This is a genomic window from Pseudomonas sp. NPDC098740 (assembly GCF_044760065.1).
Classification (GTDB): Bacteria; Pseudomonadota; Gammaproteobacteria; order Pseudomonadales; family Pseudomonadaceae; genus Aquipseudomonas; species Aquipseudomonas rossensis.
The window spans coordinates 212,394-236,774 of the sequence record NZ_JBIWAM010000005.1 but is presented as its reverse complement, the minus strand read 5'-3'; the positions used below and the strand labels follow the sequence as shown (position 1 = coordinate 236,774).

Genomic DNA, 24,381 nt, shown 5'->3' with positions numbered 1-24,381 from the left:
GCCTCTTCGCGAGCAAGCTCGCTCCCACATTTGAAATGCATTCCCCTGTGGGAGCGAGCTTGCTCGCGATAGCGTCAAATCAAACACCGCATCACTCCCGATAAAAATATTTTCAACTTTCTGGTGAGGTAAACCCCGACGCCATCCGTGTAGTGACTGAAACTGCGAGTCATTCGCATCCCGTAGGTTCTACACAGGTCATGAGCAATGAAGTCCAGGGCAACATCGGGTTCGGTCAAACAATGGTTGGGTACGTGTGCCTTGAGCTTTTCGGCATTGGCATTGCTGCCGTTGAGTGTGGCGGTGGCGGCTGAGGCCGGCGGTGCCCGACAGAGTGCGCAGTTCAGCTTCGCAATGGCTGCCAAACCGCTGCCCCAGGCCTTGAGCGACTTCAGCCGGATCACCGGTATCAGCGTCATCTACACCGATGAGGCGCCGTACGGTCTAACCGCCCCGGCGATCAATGGTCAGTTGAGTGCCGAGCAGGCGATGCAGCGTTTGCTCAGCGGTTCGGGGTTCACCTTCCGTCGCACCGACGGCCACACGTTGGTGCTGGAGCCGTTGCCTACCGAGGGTGCCTTGAACCTGGGCGCGACCACCATCACCTCGGTGGCCGATCAATCCATGAGCTATCAGCCGCCGCCCACCAGTTCGGTGATGCGCTCATCGGCCTTGCTCCAGGAAATTCCCCAGACCGTCAACGTGGTTCCGGCTCAGGTCATTCGTGATCAAGCGCCGCGCAATCTGGATGACGCGCTGGCCAACGTCAGCGGCATTACTCAAGGCAACACACTGGCGAGCACTCAGGACTCGGTGATGACTCGCGGCTTCGGCGACAACCGCAACGGCTCGATCATGCGCGACGGCATGCCAATCATGCAGGGCCGTGGCATGAATGCGACCGTGGACCGGGTCGAAGTGCTCAAGGGCCCGGCCTCGCTTCTTTACGGCATTCAAGACCCGGGCGGTGTGGTCAACATGGTCAGCAAAAAGCCCGAGCTTGAGCAGTACAACGCGTTGACCCTGCGTGGCTCGACCTATGGCGACGGCAAAAACGGCAGCGGTGGCGGCCTCGACAGCACCGGCGCGTTGGGTGTTTCCGGGTTGGCCTATCGCATGGTCCTGGACCACGAAGACGAAGATTACTGGCGCAACTTCGGTACTCACCGCGAGACATTGGTAGCACCGTCACTGGCCTGGTTCGGCGAAAGCACCAAGCTGCTGTTCTCCTACGAACACCGCGAGTTTCTGACCCCGTTCGACCGCGGCACGATCATCGACCCGCGTGACAACCATCCGCTGGACATCTCCCGCGAGCGTCGCCTCGACGAGCCCTTCAACAACATGGAAGGCCGCTCGGACCTCTATCACTTCGAGGCTGATCACGAGCTCAACGACAATTGGAAAGCCCACTTCGGCTACAGCTGGAACCGCGAAACCTACGATGCCAGCCAGGTGCGCATCACCGCCATCGACACCAAGAAAGGCACCCTGACCCGCAGCATGGACGGCACTCAGAACGCCATCAGCACCGACCGCTTCACCACCGCCAGCCTTGAAGGCAATGTCCAGCTCGCGGGGATGAAACATGACCTGGTGTTCGGCGTCGATGATGAATACCGCAAGATCTACCGCGAAGACCTGATCCGCCAGAAAAGCCTGAGCACTTTCAGCTACGTCAACCCGGTTTACGGCCGCGAAGTCGCCGGCACCACCGTCAGCCCTGCGGACAGCGCGCAGACCGATGAACTGCGCAGCGATTCGTTGTTTTTGCAGGACTCGATTCACCTGACCGATCAATGGATTCTGGTAGCCGGCGGGCGCTTTCAGGAATACGACCAGTACGCTGGCAAAGGCGCGCCGTTCAAGGCCAACACCGACAGCAACGGCCAGAAATGGGTGCCTCGCGCCGGCCTGGTGTATCGCTACACCGATGAACTGTCGTTCTACGGCAGTTACACCGAGTCATTCAAACCCAACTCGACCATCGCGCCGTTGAGCGGCAGCAGCACCGTGCTTGACGGCAGCGTCGCGCCGGAAGAAGCCAAGTCCTGGGAAATCGGCGCCAAGCTCGACATGCCGGGCCGCCTCACCGGTAACGTCGCGCTGTTCGACATCAAGAAACGCAACGTGCTGGTGGCCAACTCCGAAGGACCCGTGACGATCTACAGCGCCGCCGGTGAAGTGCGTTCCCGTGGTCTGGAAGTGGACCTGAGCGGTCAACTGAGTGATCGCTGGAGCATGATTGGCAGCTATGCCTACACCGATGCCGAAGTCACCGAAGACCCGATCTACAAAGGCAAAAAACTGCAAAACGTAGCGAAGAATAGCGGCTCGCTGTCGGCGGTTTATGACTTTGGCACCATCGTTGGTGGTGATCAGTTGCGGGTTGGCGCGGGTGCGCGTTATGTCGGCGAGCGAGCGGGTAACGCCGTGAACGATTTCGACTTGCCGAGCTACACCGTGGCTGATGCATTCGCCACTTACGACACCAAAGTCGAGGGGCAGAAGGTCAAAATCCAGCTCAACGTGAAGAACCTGTTTGACCGCACCTACTACACCTCGGCGGCGAGCCGGTTCTTTGTGTCGATGGGGGATTCGCGGCAGGTGTCGCTTTCGAGCACGCTGGAGTTCTGATCGCAGACCGCGTCATCGTTCATCGCGAGCAAGCTCGGCTCCCACCGGGATAGGTGTCGTTCACAAAAAATTGGTTCGACTCCGATCCCTGTGGGAGCCGAGCTTGCTCGCGATGGCGGCATCCCAGGCACCAACGACCTTCGGGCTACCGCAAAAACGCTTGGCGATATTCGCCAGGCGTTCCACCCAATGCCTGACGAAACCGATTGGTGAAATGACTCGCACTGGCAAACCCACACACCAACGCGATCTCCCCCAATGGCTGCGACGTCGAACGCAGCAACTCCTGCGCTCGGCTCAGTCGCCGCGACAGCACAAACTGATGCGGCGGCAAGCCGAAACTTTCACGAAACATCCGCGCAAAGTGGTATTCGGATAGCGCACACAACGCAGCCAACTGCCCCAGGCTGATGGCCTCGGCCAATTGGTTGTCGATGAACTCCACCAACTGCCGCCGCTGATGCGCTGCCAATCCGCCTTTCAGCCGCAAGCCCTCACGCATTCCAACCTGACCGAGCAGTACGTGGCTGAGCATTTCATGGGCCAGGCTGCTGGTGAGCACGCGTTCGCCGGGCTCGTCCCAGTTGAGTGTGAGCATTTGCCGAAAGCGCCGGGCTTGCGCCGGGTCGTCCAGAAAGGTGGCTTCGCGCAGCTGCAGCTCGCGAGGTTCGCGGTCCAGCAAAGTAACGCAGCCGAGGGCGAATTGTTCGGGGCTGAAATACACGTGGGCCAGGCGTATGTCGCCGTTGATCACCCAGCCCGATTGATGCTCGGCCGGCAGGATGCACAACTTGTCGGGGCCGCCCTTGGTGCCGGGTTGGTCGCGGCGAAAGGTGCCGGTGCCGCCGGCGATGTAGCAGGACAGGGTGTGATGGCTCGGCGCTTCGTAATCCTGGGCGTCATGATGATTGCTCCACAAGGCTGCAGCCATGCCGTCACCGAGCTCGGCGCTGTGCTCCAGGCGAGCATTGGGCGAGCGGTTGAGGGCTTGAAAGACTTGCAGGGTTTCCAGTGCAGGCATGATGGCTTCTCTCCGACGCCTTGCATCCTACTCCGTAGCCGTTCGGCTGCCAGCCTGTGGCCCGACAAAAGCGCAAGTTTATGCAAGTGCGAAAGGCCTTGGCGCAGGACACTGAGCCCCTATTGAGGAGCTTTGCCATGAACCTGTCGTTGTATTTGCTGACCGTGCTGATCTGGGGCACCACCTGGATTGCCTTGAAATGGCAACTGGGCGTGGTGGCGATTCCGGTGTCGATCGTCTATCGCTTCGGCCTCGCCGCGTTGGTGCTGTTCGTGATGCTGCTGCTGAGTCGCCGCCTGCAAGTGATGAACCGTCGCGGGCATCTGATCTGCCTGGCGCAGGGGTTGTGCCTGTTCTGCATCAATTTCATGTGTTTTCTGACTGCCAGCCAGTGGATACCCAGCGGTCTGGTCGCGGTGGTGTTTTCGACGGCCACATTGTGGAACGCACTCAATGCACGCGTGTTCTTCGGCCAGAGAGTCGCTCGTAATGTGCTGATGGGCGGTGCGCTGGGGTTGCTTGGGCTTGGCCTGTTGTTCTGGCCTGAGCTGGCGGGGCACACCGCGAGCCCGCAAACCTTGCTCGGATTGGGCTTGGCGTTGCTCGGCACCCTGTGCTTCTCGGCCGGTAATATGCTGTCGAGTTTGCAGCAGAAGGCGGGACTGAAACCGCTGACCACCAACGCTTGGGGCATGGCCTATGGCGCGGCGATGTTGTCGGCGTGGTGCCTGGTCAAAGGCATTCCGTTCGACATGGAATGGAACACGCGCTACATCGGCTCGCTGCTGTACCTGGTGATTCCGGGGTCGGTGATCGGTTTCACTGCCTACCTGACGTTGGTCGGGCGGATGGGGCCGGAACGCGCAGCCTATTGCACCGTACTGTTCCCCGTCGTGGCGCTGAACGTGTCGGCGTTTGCCGAAGGCTATCAATGGACCGCGCCCGCCTTGGTGGGTTTGGTACTGGTGATGCTGGGCAATGTGCTGGTGTTTCGTAAGCCGAGGGCGCCGAGGGTGCAAGGGAACGGCAAACTGGCGTGAAGGTTTGGTTAATCGAGCGCTGAAACTTCAGCGTTCGATGTTGAGCACGATGTAAATCAGCAGTGGAAACATGAAGTCCACGATGTGCCTGGCCCAATCCTTGGCGTTCCACGTTGCGGATTCATCCATATTGAACCATTCGGTGCCGATCACTTGCAGGCAGATGTAATAGACAAAAAAGCCGATCAATAGTCCGATGATCGCAAACTTCTTCGCTTCGTGAAAATCGGCGGCAGGTGCATTGATGTTTCTATAAAGATGGTAAGTGCCCAGCAAGCAGAAAGCCGTGTAAATAACTTCCAGAGTGATGATGAACCAATAAATGCGGTGGTGGAGCATGGGCGAAGTGATTGCTCTGTAACTCAGGTTCAGGTTTTCTCGGGTGGTGTCCATGCTGAGAATATGGCCGACGTATTCGTAATTGGATGGGTAGTCGGTAAAGTTGCTGTACATCACCATCAAGCCAAAGAAGCTTATATAGGTCATTAGTATTACTTTGCTGTATCTAATCAGTTTGTCGGTCGTAAGGTGGTTCAATGTAGGTGCTCTCCATAACTAAGGTCTGTAAGTTAGACTAAGTAATGGGGAGTCTATAGTGAGTATCTTTTTTTTAGCAGTTAACTGAATTGCAAGGTGTGTAGGTCACGGGCAGGCGGTTAAACACCTGCCCGTTTTAGTTAGCCTTTCCAGACGTGTGGGTTCACCAGATCTTGTGGTCGCTCACCCAGCAAAGCGCTGCGCAGGTTGGCCAAGGCTCGGTTGGCCATGGCTTCGCGGGTTTCATGAGTCGCCGAGCCGATGTGCGGCAATGTCACCGCGTTTTTCAGTTGGAACAGGGGTGACTCGGTCAGCGGTTCTTTCTCGTAAACGTCCAGCCCGGCACCGCGAATCCGGTTGTTTTGCAGGGCTTCGATCAAGGCGGGTTCGTCCACCACCGGGCCGCGGGCAATGTTCACCAGAATCGCGCTCGGCTTCATCAACGCCAGTTCGCGATGGCTGATCAGGTGTCTGGTTTTTTCACTGAGCGGCACCACCAGGCAGACAAAATCGGCTTCGGCCAGCAGTTGATCAAGGCTGCGGAACTGCGCGCCGAGTTCTTGCTCCAGCTCGGTCTTGCGGCTGTTGCCGCTGTAGATGATCGGCATGTTGAAGCCCAGCCGCCCACGACGGGCGATGGCCGCACCGATGTGGCCCATGCCGACGATGCCCAGGGTCTTGCCGTGCACATCGCAACCGAACAATGGCGCCCCGACGGTGGCCTGCCATTGGCCGGCCTTGGTCCAGGCGTCCAGTTCGGCCACGCGGCGGGCGCTGCTCATGAGCAGGGCGAAGGCCAGGTCGGCGGTGCTTTCGGTAAGGACGTCGGGGGTGTTGGTGAGCATGATCCCGCGTTCGTTGAAGTAGGCGACATCGTAGTTGTCGTAGCCGACCGAGACGCTGGAGACGACTTCCAGTTTGGCGGCGTTTTCCAATTGTGCGCGACCGAGTTTGCGACCGACGCCGATCAGGCCATGCGCGTGGGGCAGGGCTTCGTTGAATTGGGCGTTGATGTCGCCGTTTTTCGGGTTTGGCACGATGACGTCGAAGTCTTGCTTGAGGCGTTCGACCATTTCGGGGGTGACGCGGCTGAAGGCGAGGACGGTCTTTTTCATGGGAGGAGGGCTCTCGGGCGCAGGTGAATGCCAAGCACGCTAACATTCTTCCTCGTTATTGTGCGAGTGCCCGGATTGCCGGGTGCCCTTCGCCCAACTGTGGGAGCGGTGTAGCGCAGACCCGGCGCGTCGCGGTTCTGCGACATCAGTTCGCCACCCGAACCCCACCCATACTCCCACTCAACTCATACGCCACCAATTCCGCCTGATGCGCCGCCAATATCTCTGGCAACGATCCACGCAAATACTCGACCCACGTCTTGATCTTCGCATCCAGATACTGCCGCGACGGATAGATCGCATACAGATTCAATTCCTGCGAGCGGTACTTGGGCATCACCCGCACCAGACTCCCATTACGCAACCCTTCAATCGCCGCATACACCGGCAACACGCCAACCCCCATGCCGCTGATGATTGCCGTCTTCATCGCGTCAGCGGAGTTCACCAAAAACGGCGAGCTATTAATGGTGACCATTTCCTGGCCTTCAGGACCGTCGAAGGTCCACTTTTCCAGCGGAATCACCGGGCTCACCAAACGCAGGCACGCGTGGTTCAGCAAATCGCTGGGCTTGTGCGCGCAGCCGTTGGCTTTCACATACGCGGGCGAGGCGCAAACGATGCTGTAGGTGATGCCCAAACGCTGGGAGACGAAGCCCGAGTCCGGCAACTCGCTGGCGAGCACGATGGACACGTCATAGCCCTCATCCAGCAGGTCCGGCACGCGGTTGGCCATGGTCAGGTCGAAGGTGACGTCGGGGTGGGTCTTGCGGTAGCGGGCGATGGCGTCGATCACGAAGTGCTGACCGATGCCGGTCATGGTGTGCACCTTGAGCTGCCCGGCCGGGCGGGCGTGGGCGTCGCTGGCTTCGGCTTCGGCTTCTTCGACGTAGGCCAGGATCTGCTCGCAGCGCAATAGATAGCGCTTGCCGGCCTCGGTCAGGGCGATGCGTCGGGTGGTGCGGTTGAGCAGGCGGGTTTGCAGGTGGGCTTCCAGGTTGGAGACCGCGCGCGAAACGTTGGCCGTGGTGGTGTCGAGTTGCACGGCGGCGGCGGTGAAGCTGCCGGCCTCGGCCACGTAACTGAAGGCGCGCATGTTTTGCAAAGTGTCCATGGGGTGCTCTCTAGGCGAATGGCAAATTGTGACACGAAGTTGCTGACTTTCTACAGGCGACTAAAGATGGACTAACTGATTACCGCGTTAACGGTAACAAAGATTCACAGGATTCCCAGCTTATCGCCAACAAAGCCGACCCCTAGAATTGCGCCCACCTCTGTAGGAGCTGCCGAGTGAAACGAGGCTGCGATCTTTTGATCTTCGCTTTTAAAGGCAACATCAAAAGATCGCAGCCTCGTTTCACTCGACAGCTCCTACAGGGGATCTATCTCACCTCAGGAAATCGCAGCAGTGCCGCGTCGCATCAACAGAGCGCTTCAGACGCTCAGTGTTTTGGCTTTAACCCTGGCAATCAGCGGCTGCATCGGTACCGGAGGTATTGCCCCACAGGGCAAGGCGTTGGAGGCCAATTCATTGACCACCGACGAAGCCATCCACAACGCTGTACAGGACGCTCACTGGCCCACCGCGCAATGGTGGCAGGCCTATGGCGACCCGCAATTGAACCGCTGGATCGACCTCGCCCTGCAAGGCAGCCCGACCATGGCCATGGCGGCGGCGCGAGTGCGTCAGGCCAAATCCATGGCCGGGATCGCCGAGTCCGCCGAGTCGCTGCAGATCAATGGCGAATCCACTCTCAAACGCCACAACTGGCCCACCGATCAGTTCTACGGGCCGGGCGAGTTGGCCAACACCACCACCTGGGACAACAACGCCGCGCTGGGCTTCAGCTACGCCCTTGACCTTTGGGGGCGCGAAAGCAACGCCACCGAGCGCGCCGTGGACATGGCGCACATGAGCGCCGCCGAAGCGCGTCTGGCTCAGCTCGAATTGCAGAACAACATCGTGCGCGCCTACATCGAGCTGTCGTTGCATTACGCGCAACGGGACATCGTCGAGGCGACCTTGAAACAGCAGCAGCAAATTCTCGACCTCGCGCAGAAGCGCCTGAACGGTGGCATCGGCACCCATTTCGAAGTCAGTCAGGCTGAAACGCCGCTGCCGGAAACTCACCGCCAGATCGATGCACTGGACGAAGAAATCGCCCTGAGTCGCAATCAACTCGCAGCCTTGGCAGGTTTTGGTCCGGGGGAGGGCGCGCAGTTGCAGCGGCCAACGTTGTCGTTAGGCGCAGCGCTGAAACTGCCGTCGTCGTTGCCCGCGCAGCTGCTCGGTCAACGCCCGGACGTAGTCGCCAGTCGTTGGCAAGTGGCGGCCCAGGCACGGGGTATTGATGTCGCGCACGCCGGGTTCTACCCCAACGTCGACCTGGTCGGCAGCCTCGGCTACATGGCCACCGGCGGTGGGGCGCTGGAGTTTTTGACCGGCAAGAAGCTCAACTACAGCGTCGGCCCGGCCATCTCGTTGCCGATCTTCGACGGCGGCCGTTTGCGCTCGGAGCTGGGCGAAGCCTCGGCCGGTTACGACATCGCCGTGGCCAAGTACAACCAGACGCTGGTCAACGCGCTGAAAAACATCTCCGACCAGTTGATCCGCCGCGAATCCATGGACAAGCAGCAGGCCTTCGCTGCCGAGTCGGTGGCCACGGCCCAGAAGACTTACGACATCGCGATGATCGCCTACCAGCGCGGCCTCACCGATTACCTCAATGTGCTCAATGCCCAGACCTTGTTGTTCAAACAGCAGCAGGTTCAGCAGCAGGTTCAGGCCGCACGCCTCAGTGCTCACGCTGAACTGGTGACGGCGCTCGGCGGCGGACTGGGCGCGGGCGACGATGTGCCGAAAGACAGTCAGACCGCTGTACCGAAAACCCCGACTCTTCTTAAGAGCATCTCGAAGTGAGCACGGACCCTGTGGGAGCGAGCTTGCTCGCGATGAGGGCGTGTCAGTCAATGCTTGTGTCGCCTGACACTCCGCTATCGCGAGCAAGCTCGCTCCCACAGGTTCCCAGCCTGACTGAATATCAATGAGCAGGATTTCATGACTCCCTTGCCCGCACCTTTGCGCTGGCTGTATTCCCTTGAATGGCGCCGGGGTTTCTTCGACTGGGCGCGCAGCGATGGCGTGACCTGGGTCTACATTTTCAAGGTGCTGTTCGCGGCGTTCCTGACGCTGTGGCTGGCCATGCGCCTGGAGTTGCCGCAACCGCGCACGGCGATGATCACCGTGTTCATCGTCATGCAACCGCAAAGCGGCCACGTGCTGGCCAAGAGTTTCTATCGTTTTCTTGGGACATTGGCCGGCTCGGCGGTGATGGTCGCGTTGATTGCCTTGTTTGCGCAGAACACCGAGTTGTTCCTCGGTTCGCTGGCGATCTGGGTGGGCATCTGTTCGGCGGGCGCGGCGCGCTATCGCAACTTCCGCGCCTATGGTTTCGTGCTCGCCGGGTACACCGCCGCGATGGTTGGTTTGCCCGCACTGGCGCACCCGGACGGCGCGTTCATGGCTGCCGTGTGGCGGGTGCTGGAAATCTCCCTGGGAATTATTTGCTCCACGCTGGTCAGCGCCGCGATCCTGCCGCAATCCGCCAGCGCCGCCATGCGCAACGCCTTGTATCAGCGCTTCGGCGTGTTCGCGCTATTCGTCACCGATGGCTTGCGTGGTCGCAGTAAACGGGAGGCTTTCGAGGCGAGCAACGTGCGCTTCATCGCCGAGGCTGTCGGATTGGAAGGGCTGCGCAGCGTCACCGTTTTCGAAGACCCGCACATGCGTCGGCGCAACGGTCGGCTCAGTCGACTGAACAGCGAATTCATGGGCATCACCACCCGTTTCAACGCCTTGCACCAGTTGCTCGAACGCTTGCGCAGCAGCGGCACCGATCACGTGGTTGCGGCGATCAAACCGGGTTTGCAGGACCTCGCGGAACTGCTCGACGGCTTCAGCGGCCGCGCCCTGACCAACGCTGATGCAGGGCGTCTGGTGATCGCGTTGACCGCCTATAAAGAAGATTTGCCGGCGCGCGTTCGCAGCTTGCGGGCGACTTTTCAGGAGAGCGATCCGAGCGACGCCGAGCAGCTGGATTTTCATACCGCGTATGAACTGCTCTATCGCTTCGTCGACGACTTGCACAGTTATGCACAGACCCATGCGTCGCTGGCCGATCACAGCCATGCGCGCGAGCAATGGGATGAGCCGTTCACCCCGCAAACCAACTGGATGGCATCGGCCGCCTCGGGGATTCGCGCGGCGTTCATTCTGGTAGTTCTGGGCAGCTATTGGGTCGCCACCGCGTGGCCGAGCGGGGCGACGATGACGCTGATCGCCGCCGCGACCGTGGGCCTTTCAGCGGCGACACCGAATCCAAAACGCATGGCGTTTCAGATGGCTTGCGGGACGCTCCTCGGGGCCCTGATCGGCTTCGTCGAGATGTTCTTCATCTTCCCGTGGATCGACGGCTTTGCGTTGCTCTGCGTGATGCTCGCGCCGGTGATCGTGCTCGGTTCGTTCCTCACTTCGCGGCCGCAATACGCCGGTGTCGGTCTCGGCTTGCTGATCTTCTTCAGCACCGGTTCGGTGCCGGACAACCTCACCGTTTACAACCCTTACGCGTTCATCAACGATTACATCGCCATGGTGCTCGGCATGCTGGTCTGCGCGGCGGCCGGGGCGATCATTCTGCCGCCCAACAGCCGCTGGTTGTGGCGTCGACTGGAGCAGGATTTGCGTGGCCAGGTGGTGTACGCCATCAGCGGCAAACTCAAGGGTTTGGCGTCGAGTTTCGAAAGCAGTACGCGGGACTTGCTGCATCAGGCCTACGGTCTCGCGGCAGGGCAGCCGCAGGTGCAACGGGACTTGCTGCGCTGGATGTTCGTGGTGCTGGAAGTCGGCCACGCGATCATCGAGTTACGCAAGGAACAGGCGATCCTGCCGGTGCATCCGGCCTATGCCGAATCCCAACCGTGGCGTCAGGCGATCCGGGTGATGGGACGCTCGCTGGTGCGGCTGTTTCTGCAACCGAGCCAGAGCAATCTGGAGCGTGGATTGATCGCCGTCGATCACGCGATCAGCCGCGTGCAAGCCACCGATGAACCTTTCGCGCCGCACTTCGACACCTCGGCCTTGCGTCGGGTGAAGAGCTATTTGCACTTCATCCGCACTTCGTTGCTGGACCCGCAATCACCGCTCGCCGGCTACATAAATGCCAACACTACCGCCAAGCCCCAAGGACTTGAACATGCCTCGTGAAATCGCCTTCCACGGCGTGTACATGCCGACCATGACCCTGATGTTTTTCGTCGCGGCGGCGCTGGCCTGGGCACTTGATCGGTTCCTGTCCGGATTCGATCTGTACCGCTTCTTCTGGCACCCGGCGCTGCTGCGCCTGAGTCTGTTTACCTGTCTGTTCGGCGCCCTGGCGCTGACCGTTTACCGTTGACTCTCTATCACTGACTCTCTATCACTGAAGAAGGCCCTGATGAAAAAGCTTTTCAGCCTGCTTGCGACCCTGCTGGTGCTGGCCCTTGCGATGTGGATCGGCCGGACCCTGTGGGTGCATTACATGGACACGCCATGGACCCGCGACGGCCGGGTGCGCGCCGACATCATCAACGTCGCCGCCGACGTCACCGGGGAAGTGGTGGACGTGCCGGTGCGCGACAATCAACAGGTGAAGAAGGGCGATTTGCTGATGCGGATCGACCCCGAGCACTACCGCATTGCGGTCAAACAGGCACAGGCGCTGGTGGCCTCGCGCAAGTCGACGTGGGAGATGCGCAAGGTCAACGCCCACCGCCGCGCTGACATGGACAACCTGGTGATCTCCAGGGAAAACCGCGACGACGCCAGCAACATCGCCGACTCGGCGTTAGCCGATTACCAGCATGCTCAGGCGCAGCTCGAAGCCGCCGAACTGAACCTAAAACGCACTGAGGTTCGCGCTGCGGTGGACGGTTATGTCACCAACCTCAACGTCCATCGCGGCGACTACGCGCGCATCGGCGAAGCGAAAATGGCCGTGGTCGACATGAACTCGTTCTGGGTCTACGGCTTCTTCGAAGAAACCAAATTGCCCCACGTGCGGGTCGGCGATAAAGCCGACATGCAGCTGATGAGTGGGGAAGTGTTGAAGGGGCATGTGGAAAGCATTTCTCGCGGCATCTACGACCGTGATAACCCGCAGAGCCGCGAGCTGATTGCAGATGTGAACCCGACCTTTAACTGGGTGCGTTTGGCGCAGCGGGTGCCGGTGCGGATTCACATTGATGAAGTGCCGGAGGGGGTGCTGTTGGCGGCGGGGATTACGTGCACGGTGGTTGTTAAGTAAACCGTTAGACCGAGTCGCCTTCATCGCGAGCAAGCTCGCTCCCACATTAGATCTGCAATGAACACAAAGTATGTGTACGACGCAGATCAAGTGTGGGAGCGAGCTTGCTCGCGATGAAGGCGACTCGGTCCCACTGACAAATAGCGGCAGTTCACTCCTTGCAAAACGTCTCATGCAAATGCAGCCAAATGAGCTTGCCATCGGCCTGCTTCTCAAACACCACCGTCGACCGTCGATCAGAGTGCAACCCCGTCGCATCGGTCTGCTGCTCGCGATAACTCACCGTCGCGCCACCATCGTGCCAGGTAATGCCGCGCAACTCGCTGAGCTCAATTCTGAACCCGAGCTTCTTCCCGCCTGCCATCAAAAACAATTCGCTCAACGCGTCGAAATCCAGCACCCGCCCCAACGGCGAGACCATGGAAAACTGCGGCGAAAAACGCGTCAGTAATTGTTCAAGCGCCGGCTCGTCCTGTTCCTCGGCCAACCATTGCTCGATGGCGACGTGGGCCTGGATCACCTCGTCAAAGTATTCGGTGTAGTCAGTCATGGAAGTTGCCCCTTCAGTCCGAACCGCTTCATCAACCCCGCCTCCAGCAGCCCTTTGGGCAACAACCCCGCCAGCAACGGCAACGCCCGACTGCCATTGCCCAGACGAATCAGGCGCGGTGGTTTGCTCTGCTGCACGGCCTTGAGCAATCCGGCAGCAAATTCACTGGCCGGGGTCGGGTTGTCCTGGGAGGCCTTGGCCCGTGCGCGAATGCCTTCACGCAGCGGAAACCACGGCGATTGTTCGGTAATCAGCTGCTCCGCCTCATGGCCGGCATTCTTGGCAAAACTGGAGGCGATTGCGCCCGGCTGGACTTCCATGACCCGCACGCCAAACGGCGCCAGTTCCATGCGCAACGCATCGGTCAAGGCATGCACCGCCGCTTTCGAGGCGCAGTAGGCGCCGGCGAATGGCGTGACCAAAACCCCGGACACGCTGCCGATGTTCACCACCAGACCCTTGGCGCGACGCAGCACCGGGAACAAGGCGCGTGTGACGCCGACGATGGCGAACACATTGGTTTCGAATTGCCGCTGCATGGCCGGCACACCGCCGTCGAGCAACGGCCCCATGGCGCCGTAACCTGCGTTATTGATCAGCACGTCGAGGCCGCCATGTTGCTGGTTTATGCGCTCGCTCAAGTGTTCGAGTGCTGCACCGTCGTTGACGTCCAGTTGCACGGCAGTGAACCCGGCAGCGGCCAGGGCCGCCACGTCTTCAGTCTTGCGGGCGCTGGCCCAGACGTCGTATCCGGCATTTTTGAAAACATCAGCGAGGGCGCGGCCAATGCCGCTGGAACAACCGGTAATCAACGCAACGGGCATGGCGCGGTCCTTGTGCAAAAAGAGGAAGAGAATTAGTCGGAGAAACTACCCTGCAAACGCTCTGCGCGAAACTCCAGTGTTTGCGGGCGATAGCCAGGGCGCAGCGGCGGCAGCGGCAAACAGTCTTCCCAGTTCGCGCCGGCCTGCAGTTCGCCGGGGCCGCGATAGCGCGGGGCGGCATATTGATTGTCGGCCAGATTCACCGTATCGCCCGGCGCATACGCGGCGACGCGCCAACGTAACTCGGTCAGTGGCACGTCGTTGCCGTTGTTCATTGTCAGATGCAACGGCCGGTCCGCCGGGCAGTGTTCGGGCGCGTAGGTGATGCGCAACTCCAGGCGCGCCAGTTGCTTGACCTCGCGGTTGTCCATCCAGATCACCCACGTTGCCACCACACCCAACCCGATAGCGGCTGCCACAGAGACGGGCAAGGCTTTTGCCGGGTAGCGCAGCAAAAGGATCAGCCAGGTAATGACCAGCAGGACGCCGATGAACATGTCGCACAACCTCGGGGGAAGAGAAGGTCATCCTACCTAAGCGTAGGTGCGGTTGGCGATGGGGCATTAGATCTTCAGCGTCATTGCGGGCCTCATCGCGAGCAAGCTCGCTCCCACAGTTGATCGCATTTCAATGTGGGAGCGAGCTTGCTCGCGATGGGCCCTGTCAGGCAGCGAAAATCCAGGCAAAAAAAGCCCCCACCCAACCTGCTGCGGATAGGGAAACGCAGCGGGTCGGGCGGGGGCTTCTTGTGTTACAGATCAATCACCGCGCGATGGTTTTCACCGACACGCCGCGTTCGATCGGGGTAGAGCGACCGTAGATATCTTCAAACCGCTCGATATCGTCTTCGCCCAGGTAGCTGCCCGACTGCACTTCGATGATTTCCAGCGAGATCTTGCCCGGATTGCGCAAGCGGTGGACCGAGGCGATCGGGATGTAGGTCGACTGGTTTTCAGTGAGCAGGAACACGTTTTCGTCGCAGGTCACTTCAGCGGTGCCGCTGACCACGATCCAGTGTTCGGCGCGGTGATGGTGCATCTGCAGCGACAGGCATGCGCCCGGTTTGACCGAGATGCGCTTGACCTGGAAGCGACCGCCCATGTCCACCGAGTCGTAGGAGCCCCATGGACGATAGACTTCGCAGTGGGTCTGGGTTTCGCTGCGACCCTGCTCGTTGAGGGTGTTGACCATCTGTTTCACGCCTTGGACCTTGTCCTTGTGGGCGATCATCATGGCGTCCTTGGTTTCGACGACCACAATGTTTTCCAGGCCGATCACCGACACCAGTTTGCCGTTGCCGTGGATCATGCAGTTTTTGCTGTCCTGGATGACCACATCGCCTTTGGTGACGTTGCCGTTGGCGTCTTTTTCATTCACTTCCCACAACGACGCCCAGCAGCCGACATCGCTCCAGCCCGCGGTCAGCGGTACAACGCAGGCGCGCTGGGTTTTTTCCATCACCGAGTAGTCGATGGAATTGTCCGGGCAGCAAGCGAAGGTGGCGGAGTCGATGTCGACCGTGTCGGCATCCTGCTCGCTGCGTTCCAGGGTCAGCACGCAGGTGTCATAGATGTCCGGATCGTGTTTTTTCAGCTCTTCCAGGAAACGGCTGGCACGGAACAGGAACATGCCGCTGTTCCAGAAGTAACCGCCGGACTCGACGAACTCGGTGGCGCGCTTCACGTCCGGTTTTTCGACGAAGTGCGAGACGCGGCTGACACCTTCGGGCAGCAGCGAATCATTGGCCGACTTGATGTAGCCGTAGCCGGTTTCCGGTTTGGTGGCCGGTACGCCGAACAGCACCATTTCGCCGTTTTCTGCAGCGACCGTGGCCAGGGCCAGCGCGCGTTGCAGGGCTTTCTGATCTTCCAGCACGTGGTCGGCTGGCAGCACCAACATCAATTCGTCGCGACCTTCGTTGACCAGCATCAGTGCGGTCAAGGCCACGGCTGGCGCGGTGTTGCGGCCGAACGGTTCCATCAGGATGCGCTGCACGTCCAGTTTACGGGCGGCCAGTTGCTCGTTGACGATGAAACGGTGTTCCTTGTTGCAGACCACGATGGGGGTGTCCATGCCTTCGAACACCAGGCGTTCCAGGGTTTGCTGGAACAATGTTTGTTCGCCGGTCAGGGCGAGAAACTGCTTAGGGAATTGCTTACGCGAAAGCGGCCAAAGACGTGAGCCACTACCACCTGACAAGATCACCGGAATCATGTTGTTACTCCTTGAAAATCGTATGGGTCAGAGCTACTGCGTTCTGTCGTTTCACTCTTGTTCTTATTCCATAGCCAGGTCGATTCACCTGTAGCAGCTGCCGAGCCTGCGAGGCTGCGTTCGGCGGCGTAGCCGTCGTGAATCCAGACAATGCGGTCATTCAGAAAGACCGAATTGCTTGGATTACGACTGCTGCGCAGTCGGACGCAGGCTTCGCCAGCTGCTACAGGGATCACCGTCCTGACAAAATGATTAGCGCGTCGAAACCGGGCGTTTTACCCAGACTGGCGCCAGGCTGCTGCCGGTGCCGGTGACATACAGCACGGCGGCTTCACCGCGTTCCAGGGCAACCGGTTTCACGTCGCCGACTTTCTTGTCGCCATCGTATAGCGCCAGGCTGACTTTGACCGGGTTGATTTCACGTTCGCCACGGCCCTTGGCGGCCACGGTCGGGACCACTTCGGTCTTGCCGTCAGCGGTTTTCAGGGTCAGGGCCTTGTCGCTGAGGTTCTGCACGCGGACCAGGGATTTCTGCTTGTTCTTGAACGGCGGCTCTTCGATCAGTTGCGGTGCGCCGCTGGCGTTATTGACCAGGGTGTAATAGTGATCACCGGCCAGTTTCACCGGCAGGGACTGGCTACCGACCTTGGCGCTGTAGTCGCCGCCTGGCATGAAGCTGAAGTCAGTGCTGGACAGCGGCGCGACTTCGGCCAGGTTGGTGGTGCCGACGGTGGCGCTGACTTCAGCGTTACCGGCGTTGTAGACACGTACGAAGCTCGAACCTTTCGGTGCGGTCGGGCCATAGAGCGCGGCGTCGCCAGCGAAGGCGGACATCGACAGAACGCTCATGCCAGCGACGAGTGCGACTGCTTTTAAGGAGCGAGCGGCGAGACGGCGAGGAGTAGTAGTGAAAGTCATGGTAGTACCTCTCTCTTTCAGTTTTGCGCCCGGTCGGGCGTCTCGGATTTAGGGTTGTTCAATGCAACGTTTTGTTGGTTTACGCCGGCTTCTTTGAGCTCTGCGACCCACTGCGGGTCGGCGTCACCGATTTCGTTGTTCACAGGCAGATAACGTTCAGGAAACTCCCAGATCAGCACCTGTGGCGGGCTGTTCTTGAAAGCATCACTTTTCAGATAGGTGAGCATCGGCAGAATCGGGCCATGGCCGTCTTCGGCGTAATTGACGACGTCGCTGTTCAGCGCTTGTTTCAGCGCACCGACGAAGTTCCAGTTGGGGTTAGCGCTGTAGCTGGTGCCGATCAGGGCCACCGGCACTTCAGCGTTGGCGAACAGGGCGTCATCACCGGTCGGCTGGTCTTGCGCCGCGACGGTGTTGCGCTTCTGCAACGGCTCAGGCTTGGGCATCAGGTTTTCGAACAGCGGGTCCAGCGGCAGGAACAACCGCAGGTCGCCCTTGTGAGTCACCTTCTCCGCAGGTTCAGTGACGAAGTGTTGCGGCTCGCCGCTCAGCGGGTATTTGGCGGAAATGGATTTCGCCAAGGTCTCGGCAGCGATTTGCGCGCCTTCCGGGGTCCAGTGAGTGTCGGTGCGCAGGAACACTTGCTGACCGTTCAGCTTGGCTTTCAGCATCGGGCCGAACAGGTCGGGAGCGAGGACCTTGTTGGCCGCCACACGAGCGTGGAAGTCCTCATAGAGGTTGGCGTGGATGCTTGAAGGCTTCACTTCACCCAGGTGTTCCGGGTACAGGCGAGTCTTGGCCGGCACGATCGCCATGACCAGTTTCACGCCTTTCGCCTTCAATTCCTGGCGTACGCCTTCAACCAGCGCGTAGTTGCCTTGCAGGTTCAGCTCTTCGTTGACGATCGGGTTGAATTCCTCATCGCTGTACAACCACTGATCGCGGCCGAGCACGACGCCCGGACGACCTTCGTTGAACAGTTTGAAATCCAGCGCAGCCCAAAGGTTGGTGCCCAGGCGCTTGATCGGGAACTCGTCGTCGTAATGCGTTTCCACGGCTTTGGTCCAGCGGCCGTTGAGCACCGTCGTTTCGGCAGAGGTGCTGAAACCGAAGAAACTGCGCGTGGACCACAGGCCCAGGACCAACAGCGTCACCATGAACAGGCTGATGTAGAGGATGCGTAATGAGCGGGTCATAGTCAGATCCCTCAGAACTGGAAGTAAAGGAACGGCGAGAAGCTTTGCGCCGAGAGTTTGAAAATCGAGGCGATGAACAGCACCAGTACCAGCGTGCGCATCACGTAACGAGACCAGTCCGCAGTCCAGTAGGCCGGTTGCACAGTCGCTTCAACGCCGACGGTGTAGCCAGGCTCGTGGATGCTGCCCGGGTTGTCGCCCGGTACGGCTTTGATCATTCCAGGGGTCGCGGCAGCCGGGCCATCGGCCTCGACGTTCACAACAGGCTTGGTTTTCTCAGGCGGCAGGTTGCTGTAGAAGTCACGAATGCCGAAGAACGCCAGGGTCATGTAAGCCACCACCAGAGTCGCCACTTGCAGGCCGGTGAGGCTGGCCGCGTTGAGTTCCGACAGCGACCATTCGCCGAAGCTGAACATCGCGCCGTACATACGACCGGCAACGTGCAGGTTTTCCGAGCGGAAGATCACCCAGCCCATGACCACGAGCAGGAAGGTCAGCGCCCAGCGGATCGGGTTGATGCTGCGCGGCGACGTATTCAGGCCGAGGGCTTTTTCGATCGCCAGCCACATGCCGTGCCAGGCGCCCCAGATGATGTACGTGATGTTCGCGCCGTGCCACAGACCACCGAGCAGCATGGTCAGGAACAGGTTGCGATAGGTCATCAGCGTACCTTTACGGTTACCGCCCAGCGTGATGTACAGGTAGTCACGCAACCAGGTGGACAGGCTGATGTGCCAGCGACGCCAGAACTCTGTAATCGACTGGCTGATGTACGGCTGTTTGAAGTTTTCCATGAAGCGGAAACCCATCATCAAGCCCAGACCGATTGCCATGTCGCTGTAACCGGAGAAGTCGAAATACAGCTGCGCGGTGTAGGCCAGCGCGCCGAGCCAGGCATCGCCCGTGGTCGGGTTCTGCAAGGCGAAGCAATGGTCGGCCACGACCGCCAGGGTGTCGGCGATGAAGACCTTCTTGATGAAGCCCTGCATGAATCGCGTCGCACCTTCGGAGAACTTGTCGAGGGTGTGGGTGCGGTTGTTGAACTGGTCGGCGAGATCGCGGAAGCGCAACACCGGACCGGCGATCAGGTGCGGGAAGATCGCCACGAAAGCGGCAAAGTCGATCAGGTTGCGGGTCGCCGGGGTATCACCACGGTAGACGTCGATGATGTAGCTGATGGACTCGAAGATGTAGAACGAGATCCCGATCGGCAACAGCACGTGGGTCAGGATGAACGGCGACAGACCGACGGAGGTCATCATCGCGTTGATGCTGTCGACGCCGAAGTTGGCGTACTTGAAGTAGCCGAGAATGCACAGGTCGACGCCCACGCCCAGGAGCAACCAGCGTTGTGCCGGTTTGGTCCGAACGCCGGCGGCACCGACTTTGAGGCCGATCCAGTAGTTCCACAACGTGACGGCTGCGAACAGCGCAAGGAAGTCCACACGCCACCAGGCATAGAACACGTAGCTGGCGATCAGCAGCAGCAGGTTGCGATAGCGTATTCCGCTTAAGTAGTACATGCCGAGAAAGATCGGCAAGAACAAAAACAGGAACACGTTGGATGAAAATACCATCCCGGTCTCTCCATGTTTAACCAACAGTCAAGGGCCGCAGCCCCCCCAAACCCCCCACCGAAAACCGGAGGGCGTAACACACAAAACTCAAACTCGACACTGACCCCTGTGGGAGCGAGCTTGCTCGCGATAGCGGTCTGACATTCACATCGATGTCGACTGACACTCAGTCATCGCGAGCAAGCTCGCTCCCACAGGTTTTATATGTGCCTTCAGGAGCCTTTTTTGCCCTTCTCGTTCGCCGGGTCGTAGACCTTGGTCAAATCCCCACCGAGGCGGAAGGTCTTGAACGGCTGCATTTCGCGCTTTTTCTCAAGCACATCCGGCGAGCAGGTGTAGAGCGTGCAGAACGGTTCGAGCCAGGAAAATTTCGAGTCGACCTTGAGGTCGGTCATGTCCTGCTCTTTACCGTTCTTCTTCTCGAATTCTTCCGGGTCTTCGACACCCGCGAGCACTCGATCACCCAGGCGCTTCAATGCGCCGTTGTTTTCCTGACGCAAGTCCACACCGTTGACCAACGCAAAACTGGCGATCATCGACAGCGGTGGCAGGGCGTAGTTGTGATAGGAGAGGGCGCGTTGCTGGCGCTTGAGTTCGTTGGGCAGGAAACCCTGGGCGTCGACTTGATTGACGCCGACTTTGTATTCCTTCACCGACCAGTCGAACAGGTCGCGGCGGTTGGTGGCGATGGACGTTGCCATCACCGACCAGGCGGACCAGTACGAGTGGTTGTTGGTTTTTTCCAGCGGCAGGTTGTCCCAGTCGCTGACCACTTGATCAGCCATTTTGCTGAACCAGGCCTCAATCAGTTGCGCCTCTTGCTGATGGTTCGCCAACGGATGCGAGTCGGAGAACTTCAGGCGGATATAGGACGACGCCATGCTGCCCAATGCCCATTTGCGCATGGACTTGCCGGTGTGGTTGAAGTCCTTGGACATCAACGCATCGGCCTTGGCCCAGGCGGTCAACCAATTCAGGGTGCATTCCAGCTGTTCCGGACGACCGTCACGCATGTACTGCATTACGCGCTTGCTGGTGCCGCGCTCAATCTTGGTGATGTCGGCCGTGGTGTCACGGAAGGCTTTTTCCGATGCCTCGTTCAGGGTCGAACGGGCCTTGTCGGAACCTTCATATTTGCTGCGAAATTGCAGCGAGCCGGTGTACGGCGTCGGCATCGCATCACAGCCTTCGCTCTTGTCGCCGGTTTTGACTTTTTCAATCGGCGCGAAGTACCCCTGTGGAGGGCGCAGTGGCGCGGCGGCCTGGGTGGCACCGGCAAACATGGCCAGGCTCAACAGGGACGGTGCGATCAATCTTTTCAAAGTTCGGGTTTGCATAGTTGCCTCATTGCCCGGTCTGAGCGGTACGCTGCCCAGCGCCAGGGAACACGTTGCGTTTGCAGATTTTCGCTTCGACTTTCTGTGGCGCGGCACCTGCTTCAGGGCCCTGGATTTCGACGGCCAGCAGATTCTGCGAGGCCCAGTCTTCGTCCGTGCGCAACTCAAAGGCGAAACGCCCGTCGGTGTCGGAGGTTTCCGGTTTTTCGATCTTGATGTCCTCGTGGCGACCGTTCATGTACCAGAGGGTGGCTTGCAGAGTTTTCACCGACGGATCGGCGAAGCGGATATCAACCTGGTGGCTGCTGTTTTGCAGGTTCAGGTTCTTGCTGTTGACCATCAATTCGTTCTTGCCCGGTTTCAACGTGGTGCTGCCGGTCATCTGCGCATCCTTTCCTTCGCAACCGTTGTCCAGCAGCGCCATCATCTGGCGGTAGATGGTTTCCTGGTCGAGGCGATAGAGCGGCGAGAATTCCCAGATCAGAATCTTCGGCGGCTTGGTCTGGAACTCTTCGCTGCCCAGGTACTGCAGCATCGAACCTTCCAGGCCACCACCGGGGAACGCCACGTTGAGGATGTCGGCGCCGATGGCCTCTTCGAGGAAACCGGCGAAGTTGTAGTTCTTGCCACTGTGGCTGGTGCCAACCAGGGTGACTTCCGGATTGCCGGAGTCACTGAACAGATCGCCATCAGCTGCTTCGCCTTTCGGCTCGGTGGTGAACTGATCCATGTACTGGACCGCGTAGCTGGTGCCACAGAGTTGACCAGCCATGTTGTGTAACGTTCCGGTCTTGCCCATGCGACCCGACTTATGGCTCTCGAATTCGCGTTTCGGCACGTCGGCAAAGGCCGGCATTTTCTTGATTTGCTCACCGACGATTTTCGCCGTGCGCTGGGCGCCATACGGCGTCCAGTGTTGGTCGCCCTGGAAGTAGAAATCGTGGGCCGGCAGGGTGTCAGGCAGCGACTCGTTGGTCAGCGGCGACAGGTCCGGCACGGTGTAGCCCATGGCGGCGAAACGCCCGAGCATGGTCTTGTAGTTCTTCAGGGCCTTGTCGAAATCGTACTTGGCCTTTTCTTCCGGGTTGAGTTTGTTGCGGTTCACCAGACCACGGGTCGGCTGGTAGACGATGACCAGTTCCACGCCTTTGCTCTTGAACGCATCGTGCAGTTCTTTCATGCGTTTGTAGCCGGCGGGTGTGGTGTCGAACTCGGTGCGCAAGTCTTCTTGCGTACGGAATAGCCAATCGCCCTGGGCCTGCACCAGCGTGGTGAAGTTCTGCTGGTAACGCGTGGTGTAGTTTTTCGCGTCGTGCGCTGCCGGGCACAGGTTGCAGCACGGTTCGGCGCTGAAGGCAGGTGCTTTGGCTTCATCGGCACGAGCGCCGGCGCTGGCCGCGAGAATGCCGGCGGTCAGGGCCGACAGGCTGAGTAATTTGATCAAGTGTGGGTGCATAAAATTATCCTCAGTCCCGCATTTCGGTCTGGCGTTCGACAGGGTCGATTAGCACGGCTTTCTGCTGGCGCACCAGCAGGTCAAGAATTTCATCCTGGCGCTCGCCAAGAATTCCGTTGAAGCTGATGCCGCTGGATTTGGTCGGCGCGAGCATGGACACGCGATACAACTCGACGCTTAGTGGCGAGTCGATGGACAGCGGGCCGCTGCCGTTGCCGGCCAGTTCGCCACCGACGATGATCAGCGACACCTGGGCGTCGAACGGGTCGAGCTTGATGTCACGGTCGGTGTCGCTCAGGTCCTTGATGTGGCCGTAGACACCGGTCAGCCCGTTGGCCATGGACAGGTTTTCGTAGAGGCGGATGTTCACGCTGTTACGAATCCGGATGCCGTGACGACGGTTGCTGATCACCTTGTTGCCCCACAGCAGGTTGTCGCCACTCTCGTAGAGGGTGATGCCGTCGGTGTGGTTCTTGTAAATCTCGTTGTAGGCGATCAGGTTGTTAACGCTGTTACGGTCGATCACCAGGCCCGACAACTTGTTGTCGTAGCTGCGGTTGTTGAAGATGAAGCTGTCGTTGACCTCACGGGAAATAATGATCCCGTGCTTCTTCTTGGTCCCGTAAACGGTGTTGTCCGCGATGATCAGACCGTGGGAACGGTCATGCGGGTCGATGCCGTAGACGATGTTGTCTTTGTAGGTGTTGCCCTTGACCACAAAGTCACGGGTTTCGTAGCAGTAGAAGCCGTACCACATATCCGAGAACTCGGAATCGATGATCCAGCCGCTTGGGTCAGGACGCTTGAGCACCTTGGCCATGTTCGGCGTGTACTGGGAAATACTCACGCCGTAGGACTTACTGTTGGCATAACCGAAACTGGCGATCTTGCTGTTGGCGATGTAAGTCTCGGTGCCACCCCAGGACAACATGAACGGACGGAACTCCTTCGCCGACTTGAACATCGCCGGACCGTTTGCCTTCTCACTCCAACCGGTGATTTTGGTATCACGCACGAACAGCTGACCGTCGTTGACCAGGAACGAACCGGCCTCTTGAGACAGGCGCAGTTCCTGGGTCTGCTTGTCGATTTCCAGAATGCCCTTGTTACCCACCACGATCGGCAACTTCGCCAGGAACACGCCCGGTGAGGTTTCGCTGAAGTACTGCTTGGGCACCTTCTTGGCCAGATCCTTGAGGTTCATGTAGCCGTCGTCGATGAAAATCGCCTGTGGGATACCGTGCTGACGCACCACCCATTCAGCCATCTTGTTATCGCCGCCGATGAAGTCCTTCAGGGCGTTTTCCTGCATCATCCGGCGCACGCTGATCTTGCCGGGCTTGGTGCGCACGATTTTCGCGGCGATGGCTTCGGCGGTGTAGCCGGAGGTGTCCGGCAGTTTCGGCTTGGCCAGCTCCAGCGGCGCGGTCGGTGCGCTGCTGACGGTGTAGGTCCTGGCCTGTTGCAACCCTTTTGCAATGGTCGCCGGTTGCCCTTTTTGAACGGGCGAGGCCGGCTCCACTGCGGCGAAGACTGCCGTGCTGGCCAGCAACATCGCGCCGGCCAGCAAGGTTATCGAGCCTCTCTTCGGACTGTTCATGTCAGGAACTCCCTTAGC

20 protein-coding genes are annotated in these 24,381 nt (G+C 59.5%); 6 read left to right on the top strand and 14 right to left on the bottom strand.

Features of this window, described 5'->3' with window-relative positions:
• The first annotated feature begins 207 nt into the window (after nucleotides 1–207).
• A complete protein-coding gene (locus tag ACIQU2_RS08625) occupies nucleotides 208–2,637 on the top strand; it encodes a TonB-dependent siderophore receptor (RefSeq protein WP_403139992.1) in 2,430 nt (809 codons plus the stop codon).
• Nucleotides 2,638–2,782: 145 nt separating this feature from the next.
• Here the strand turns inward: ACIQU2_RS08625 and ACIQU2_RS08620 are convergent, their stop codons facing one another.
• Nucleotides 2,783–3,658, bottom strand: a complete 876-nt coding sequence (locus ACIQU2_RS08620; RefSeq protein ID WP_347803148.1) for an AraC family transcriptional regulator — start codon at nucleotides 3,656–3,658, stop codon at nucleotides 2,783–2,785.
• Nucleotides 3,659–3,795: 137 nt separating this feature from the next.
• Here ACIQU2_RS08620 and ACIQU2_RS08615 point away from each other — a divergent pair, with 137 nt between their 5' ends.
• On the top strand, nucleotides 3,796–4,698 hold the full coding sequence (locus ACIQU2_RS08615) for a DMT family transporter (RefSeq protein ID WP_347803147.1): 903 nt from the start codon (nucleotides 3,796–3,798) through the stop codon (nucleotides 4,696–4,698).
• A gap of 27 nt (nucleotides 4,699–4,725) precedes the next feature.
• Here ACIQU2_RS08615 and ACIQU2_RS08610 read toward each other — a convergent pair whose 3' ends face one another.
• The 3 genes from ACIQU2_RS08610 to ACIQU2_RS08600 form a co-directional block, all read right to left on the bottom strand.
• A complete protein-coding gene (locus ACIQU2_RS08610) occupies nucleotides 4,726–5,235 on the bottom strand; it encodes a DUF2165 domain-containing protein (RefSeq protein WP_347803146.1) in 510 nt (169 codons plus the stop codon).
• A gap of 140 nt (nucleotides 5,236–5,375) precedes the next feature.
• A complete protein-coding gene (locus tag ACIQU2_RS08605; protein ID WP_403139991.1) occupies nucleotides 5,376–6,350 on the bottom strand; it encodes a 2-hydroxyacid dehydrogenase in 975 nt (324 codons plus the stop codon).
• A gap of 145 nt (nucleotides 6,351–6,495) precedes the next feature.
• The gene (locus ACIQU2_RS08600; RefSeq protein WP_347803144.1) at nucleotides 6,496–7,464 is read right to left on the bottom strand and encodes a LysR family transcriptional regulator; all 969 of its coding nucleotides are present in this window, start codon (nucleotides 7,462–7,464) and stop codon (nucleotides 6,496–6,498) included.
• A gap of 294 nt (nucleotides 7,465–7,758) precedes the next feature.
• Here ACIQU2_RS08600 and ACIQU2_RS08595 point away from each other — a divergent pair, with 294 nt between their 5' ends.
• From ACIQU2_RS08595 to ACIQU2_RS08580, 4 genes are all read left to right on the top strand, one after another.
• A complete protein-coding gene (locus tag ACIQU2_RS08595) occupies nucleotides 7,759–9,270 on the top strand; it encodes an efflux transporter outer membrane subunit (RefSeq protein WP_403139990.1) in 1,512 nt (503 codons plus the stop codon).
• Between the two features lie 138 nt (nucleotides 9,271–9,408).
• Nucleotides 9,409–11,613, top strand: a complete 2,205-nt coding sequence (locus ACIQU2_RS08590) for an FUSC family protein (RefSeq protein WP_403139988.1) — start codon at nucleotides 9,409–9,411, stop codon at nucleotides 11,611–11,613.
• A complete protein-coding gene (locus ACIQU2_RS08585; RefSeq protein WP_347803141.1) occupies nucleotides 11,603–11,803 on the top strand; it encodes a DUF1656 domain-containing protein in 201 nt (66 codons plus the stop codon). The genes ACIQU2_RS08590 and ACIQU2_RS08585 overlap by 11 nt, the downstream gene beginning before the upstream one ends.
• A 39-nt stretch (nucleotides 11,804–11,842) precedes the next feature.
• The gene (locus ACIQU2_RS08580) at nucleotides 11,843–12,691 is read left to right on the top strand and encodes an efflux RND transporter periplasmic adaptor subunit (protein ID WP_403139986.1); all 849 of its coding nucleotides are present in this window, start codon (nucleotides 11,843–11,845) and stop codon (nucleotides 12,689–12,691) included.
• Nucleotides 12,692–12,842: 151 nt separating this feature from the next.
• Here ACIQU2_RS08580 and ACIQU2_RS08575 read toward each other — a convergent pair whose 3' ends face one another.
• The 10 genes from ACIQU2_RS08575 to algG form a co-directional block, all read right to left on the bottom strand.
• A complete protein-coding gene (locus ACIQU2_RS08575; RefSeq protein WP_403139983.1) occupies nucleotides 12,843–13,241 on the bottom strand; it encodes a DUF4440 domain-containing protein in 399 nt (132 codons plus the stop codon).
• Nucleotides 13,238–14,065: an SDR family oxidoreductase gene (locus ACIQU2_RS08570; protein ID WP_347803138.1), complete on the bottom strand. Its 828-nt coding sequence runs from the start codon at nucleotides 14,063–14,065 to the stop codon at nucleotides 13,238–13,240. Before ACIQU2_RS08570 ends, ACIQU2_RS08575 begins: the two co-directional genes overlap by 4 nt.
• Nucleotides 14,066–14,097: 32 nt before the next feature.
• Nucleotides 14,098–14,562 carry a multidrug transporter gene (locus tag ACIQU2_RS08565; protein ID WP_347803137.1) on the bottom strand — a complete coding sequence of 155 codons (465 nt, stop codon included), beginning with the start codon at nucleotides 14,560–14,562 and terminating at the stop codon, nucleotides 14,098–14,100.
• Between the two features lie 265 nt (nucleotides 14,563–14,827).
• Nucleotides 14,828–16,279, bottom strand: coding sequence for a mannose-1-phosphate guanylyltransferase/mannose-6-phosphate isomerase (locus tag ACIQU2_RS08560; RefSeq protein WP_347803136.1), 1,452 nt, complete (start codon nucleotides 16,277–16,279; stop codon nucleotides 14,828–14,830).
• Between the two features lie 252 nt (nucleotides 16,280–16,531).
• Nucleotides 16,532–17,197 carry an alginate O-acetyltransferase AlgF gene (locus ACIQU2_RS08555; protein ID WP_347803135.1) on the bottom strand — a complete coding sequence of 222 codons (666 nt, stop codon included), beginning with the start codon at nucleotides 17,195–17,197 and terminating at the stop codon, nucleotides 16,532–16,534.
• A gap of 17 nt (nucleotides 17,198–17,214) precedes the next feature.
• A complete protein-coding gene (locus ACIQU2_RS08550; protein WP_403139980.1) occupies nucleotides 17,215–18,393 on the bottom strand; it encodes an alginate O-acetyltransferase in 1,179 nt (392 codons plus the stop codon).
• An 11-nt stretch (nucleotides 18,394–18,404) separates the two neighbouring features.
• A complete protein-coding gene (locus ACIQU2_RS08545; protein ID WP_403139978.1) occupies nucleotides 18,405–19,970 on the bottom strand; it encodes an MBOAT family O-acyltransferase in 1,566 nt (521 codons plus the stop codon).
• 212 nt (nucleotides 19,971–20,182) lie between these two features.
• Nucleotides 20,183–21,307 carry a mannuronate-specific alginate lyase gene (locus ACIQU2_RS08540; RefSeq protein WP_403139976.1) on the bottom strand — a complete coding sequence of 375 codons (1,125 nt, stop codon included), beginning with the start codon at nucleotides 21,305–21,307 and terminating at the stop codon, nucleotides 20,183–20,185.
• A 7-nt stretch (nucleotides 21,308–21,314) separates the two neighbouring features.
• On the bottom strand, nucleotides 21,315–22,763 hold the full coding sequence (locus ACIQU2_RS08535) for an alginate O-acetyltransferase (RefSeq protein WP_347803131.1): 1,449 nt from the start codon (nucleotides 22,761–22,763) through the stop codon (nucleotides 21,315–21,317).
• Between the two features lie 10 nt (nucleotides 22,764–22,773).
• Nucleotides 22,774–24,363 carry a mannuronan 5-epimerase AlgG gene (gene algG, locus ACIQU2_RS08530; RefSeq protein ID WP_403139974.1) on the bottom strand — a complete coding sequence of 530 codons (1,590 nt, stop codon included), beginning with the start codon at nucleotides 24,361–24,363 and terminating at the stop codon, nucleotides 22,774–22,776.
• Between the last annotated feature and the right edge of the window lie 18 nt (nucleotides 24,364–24,381).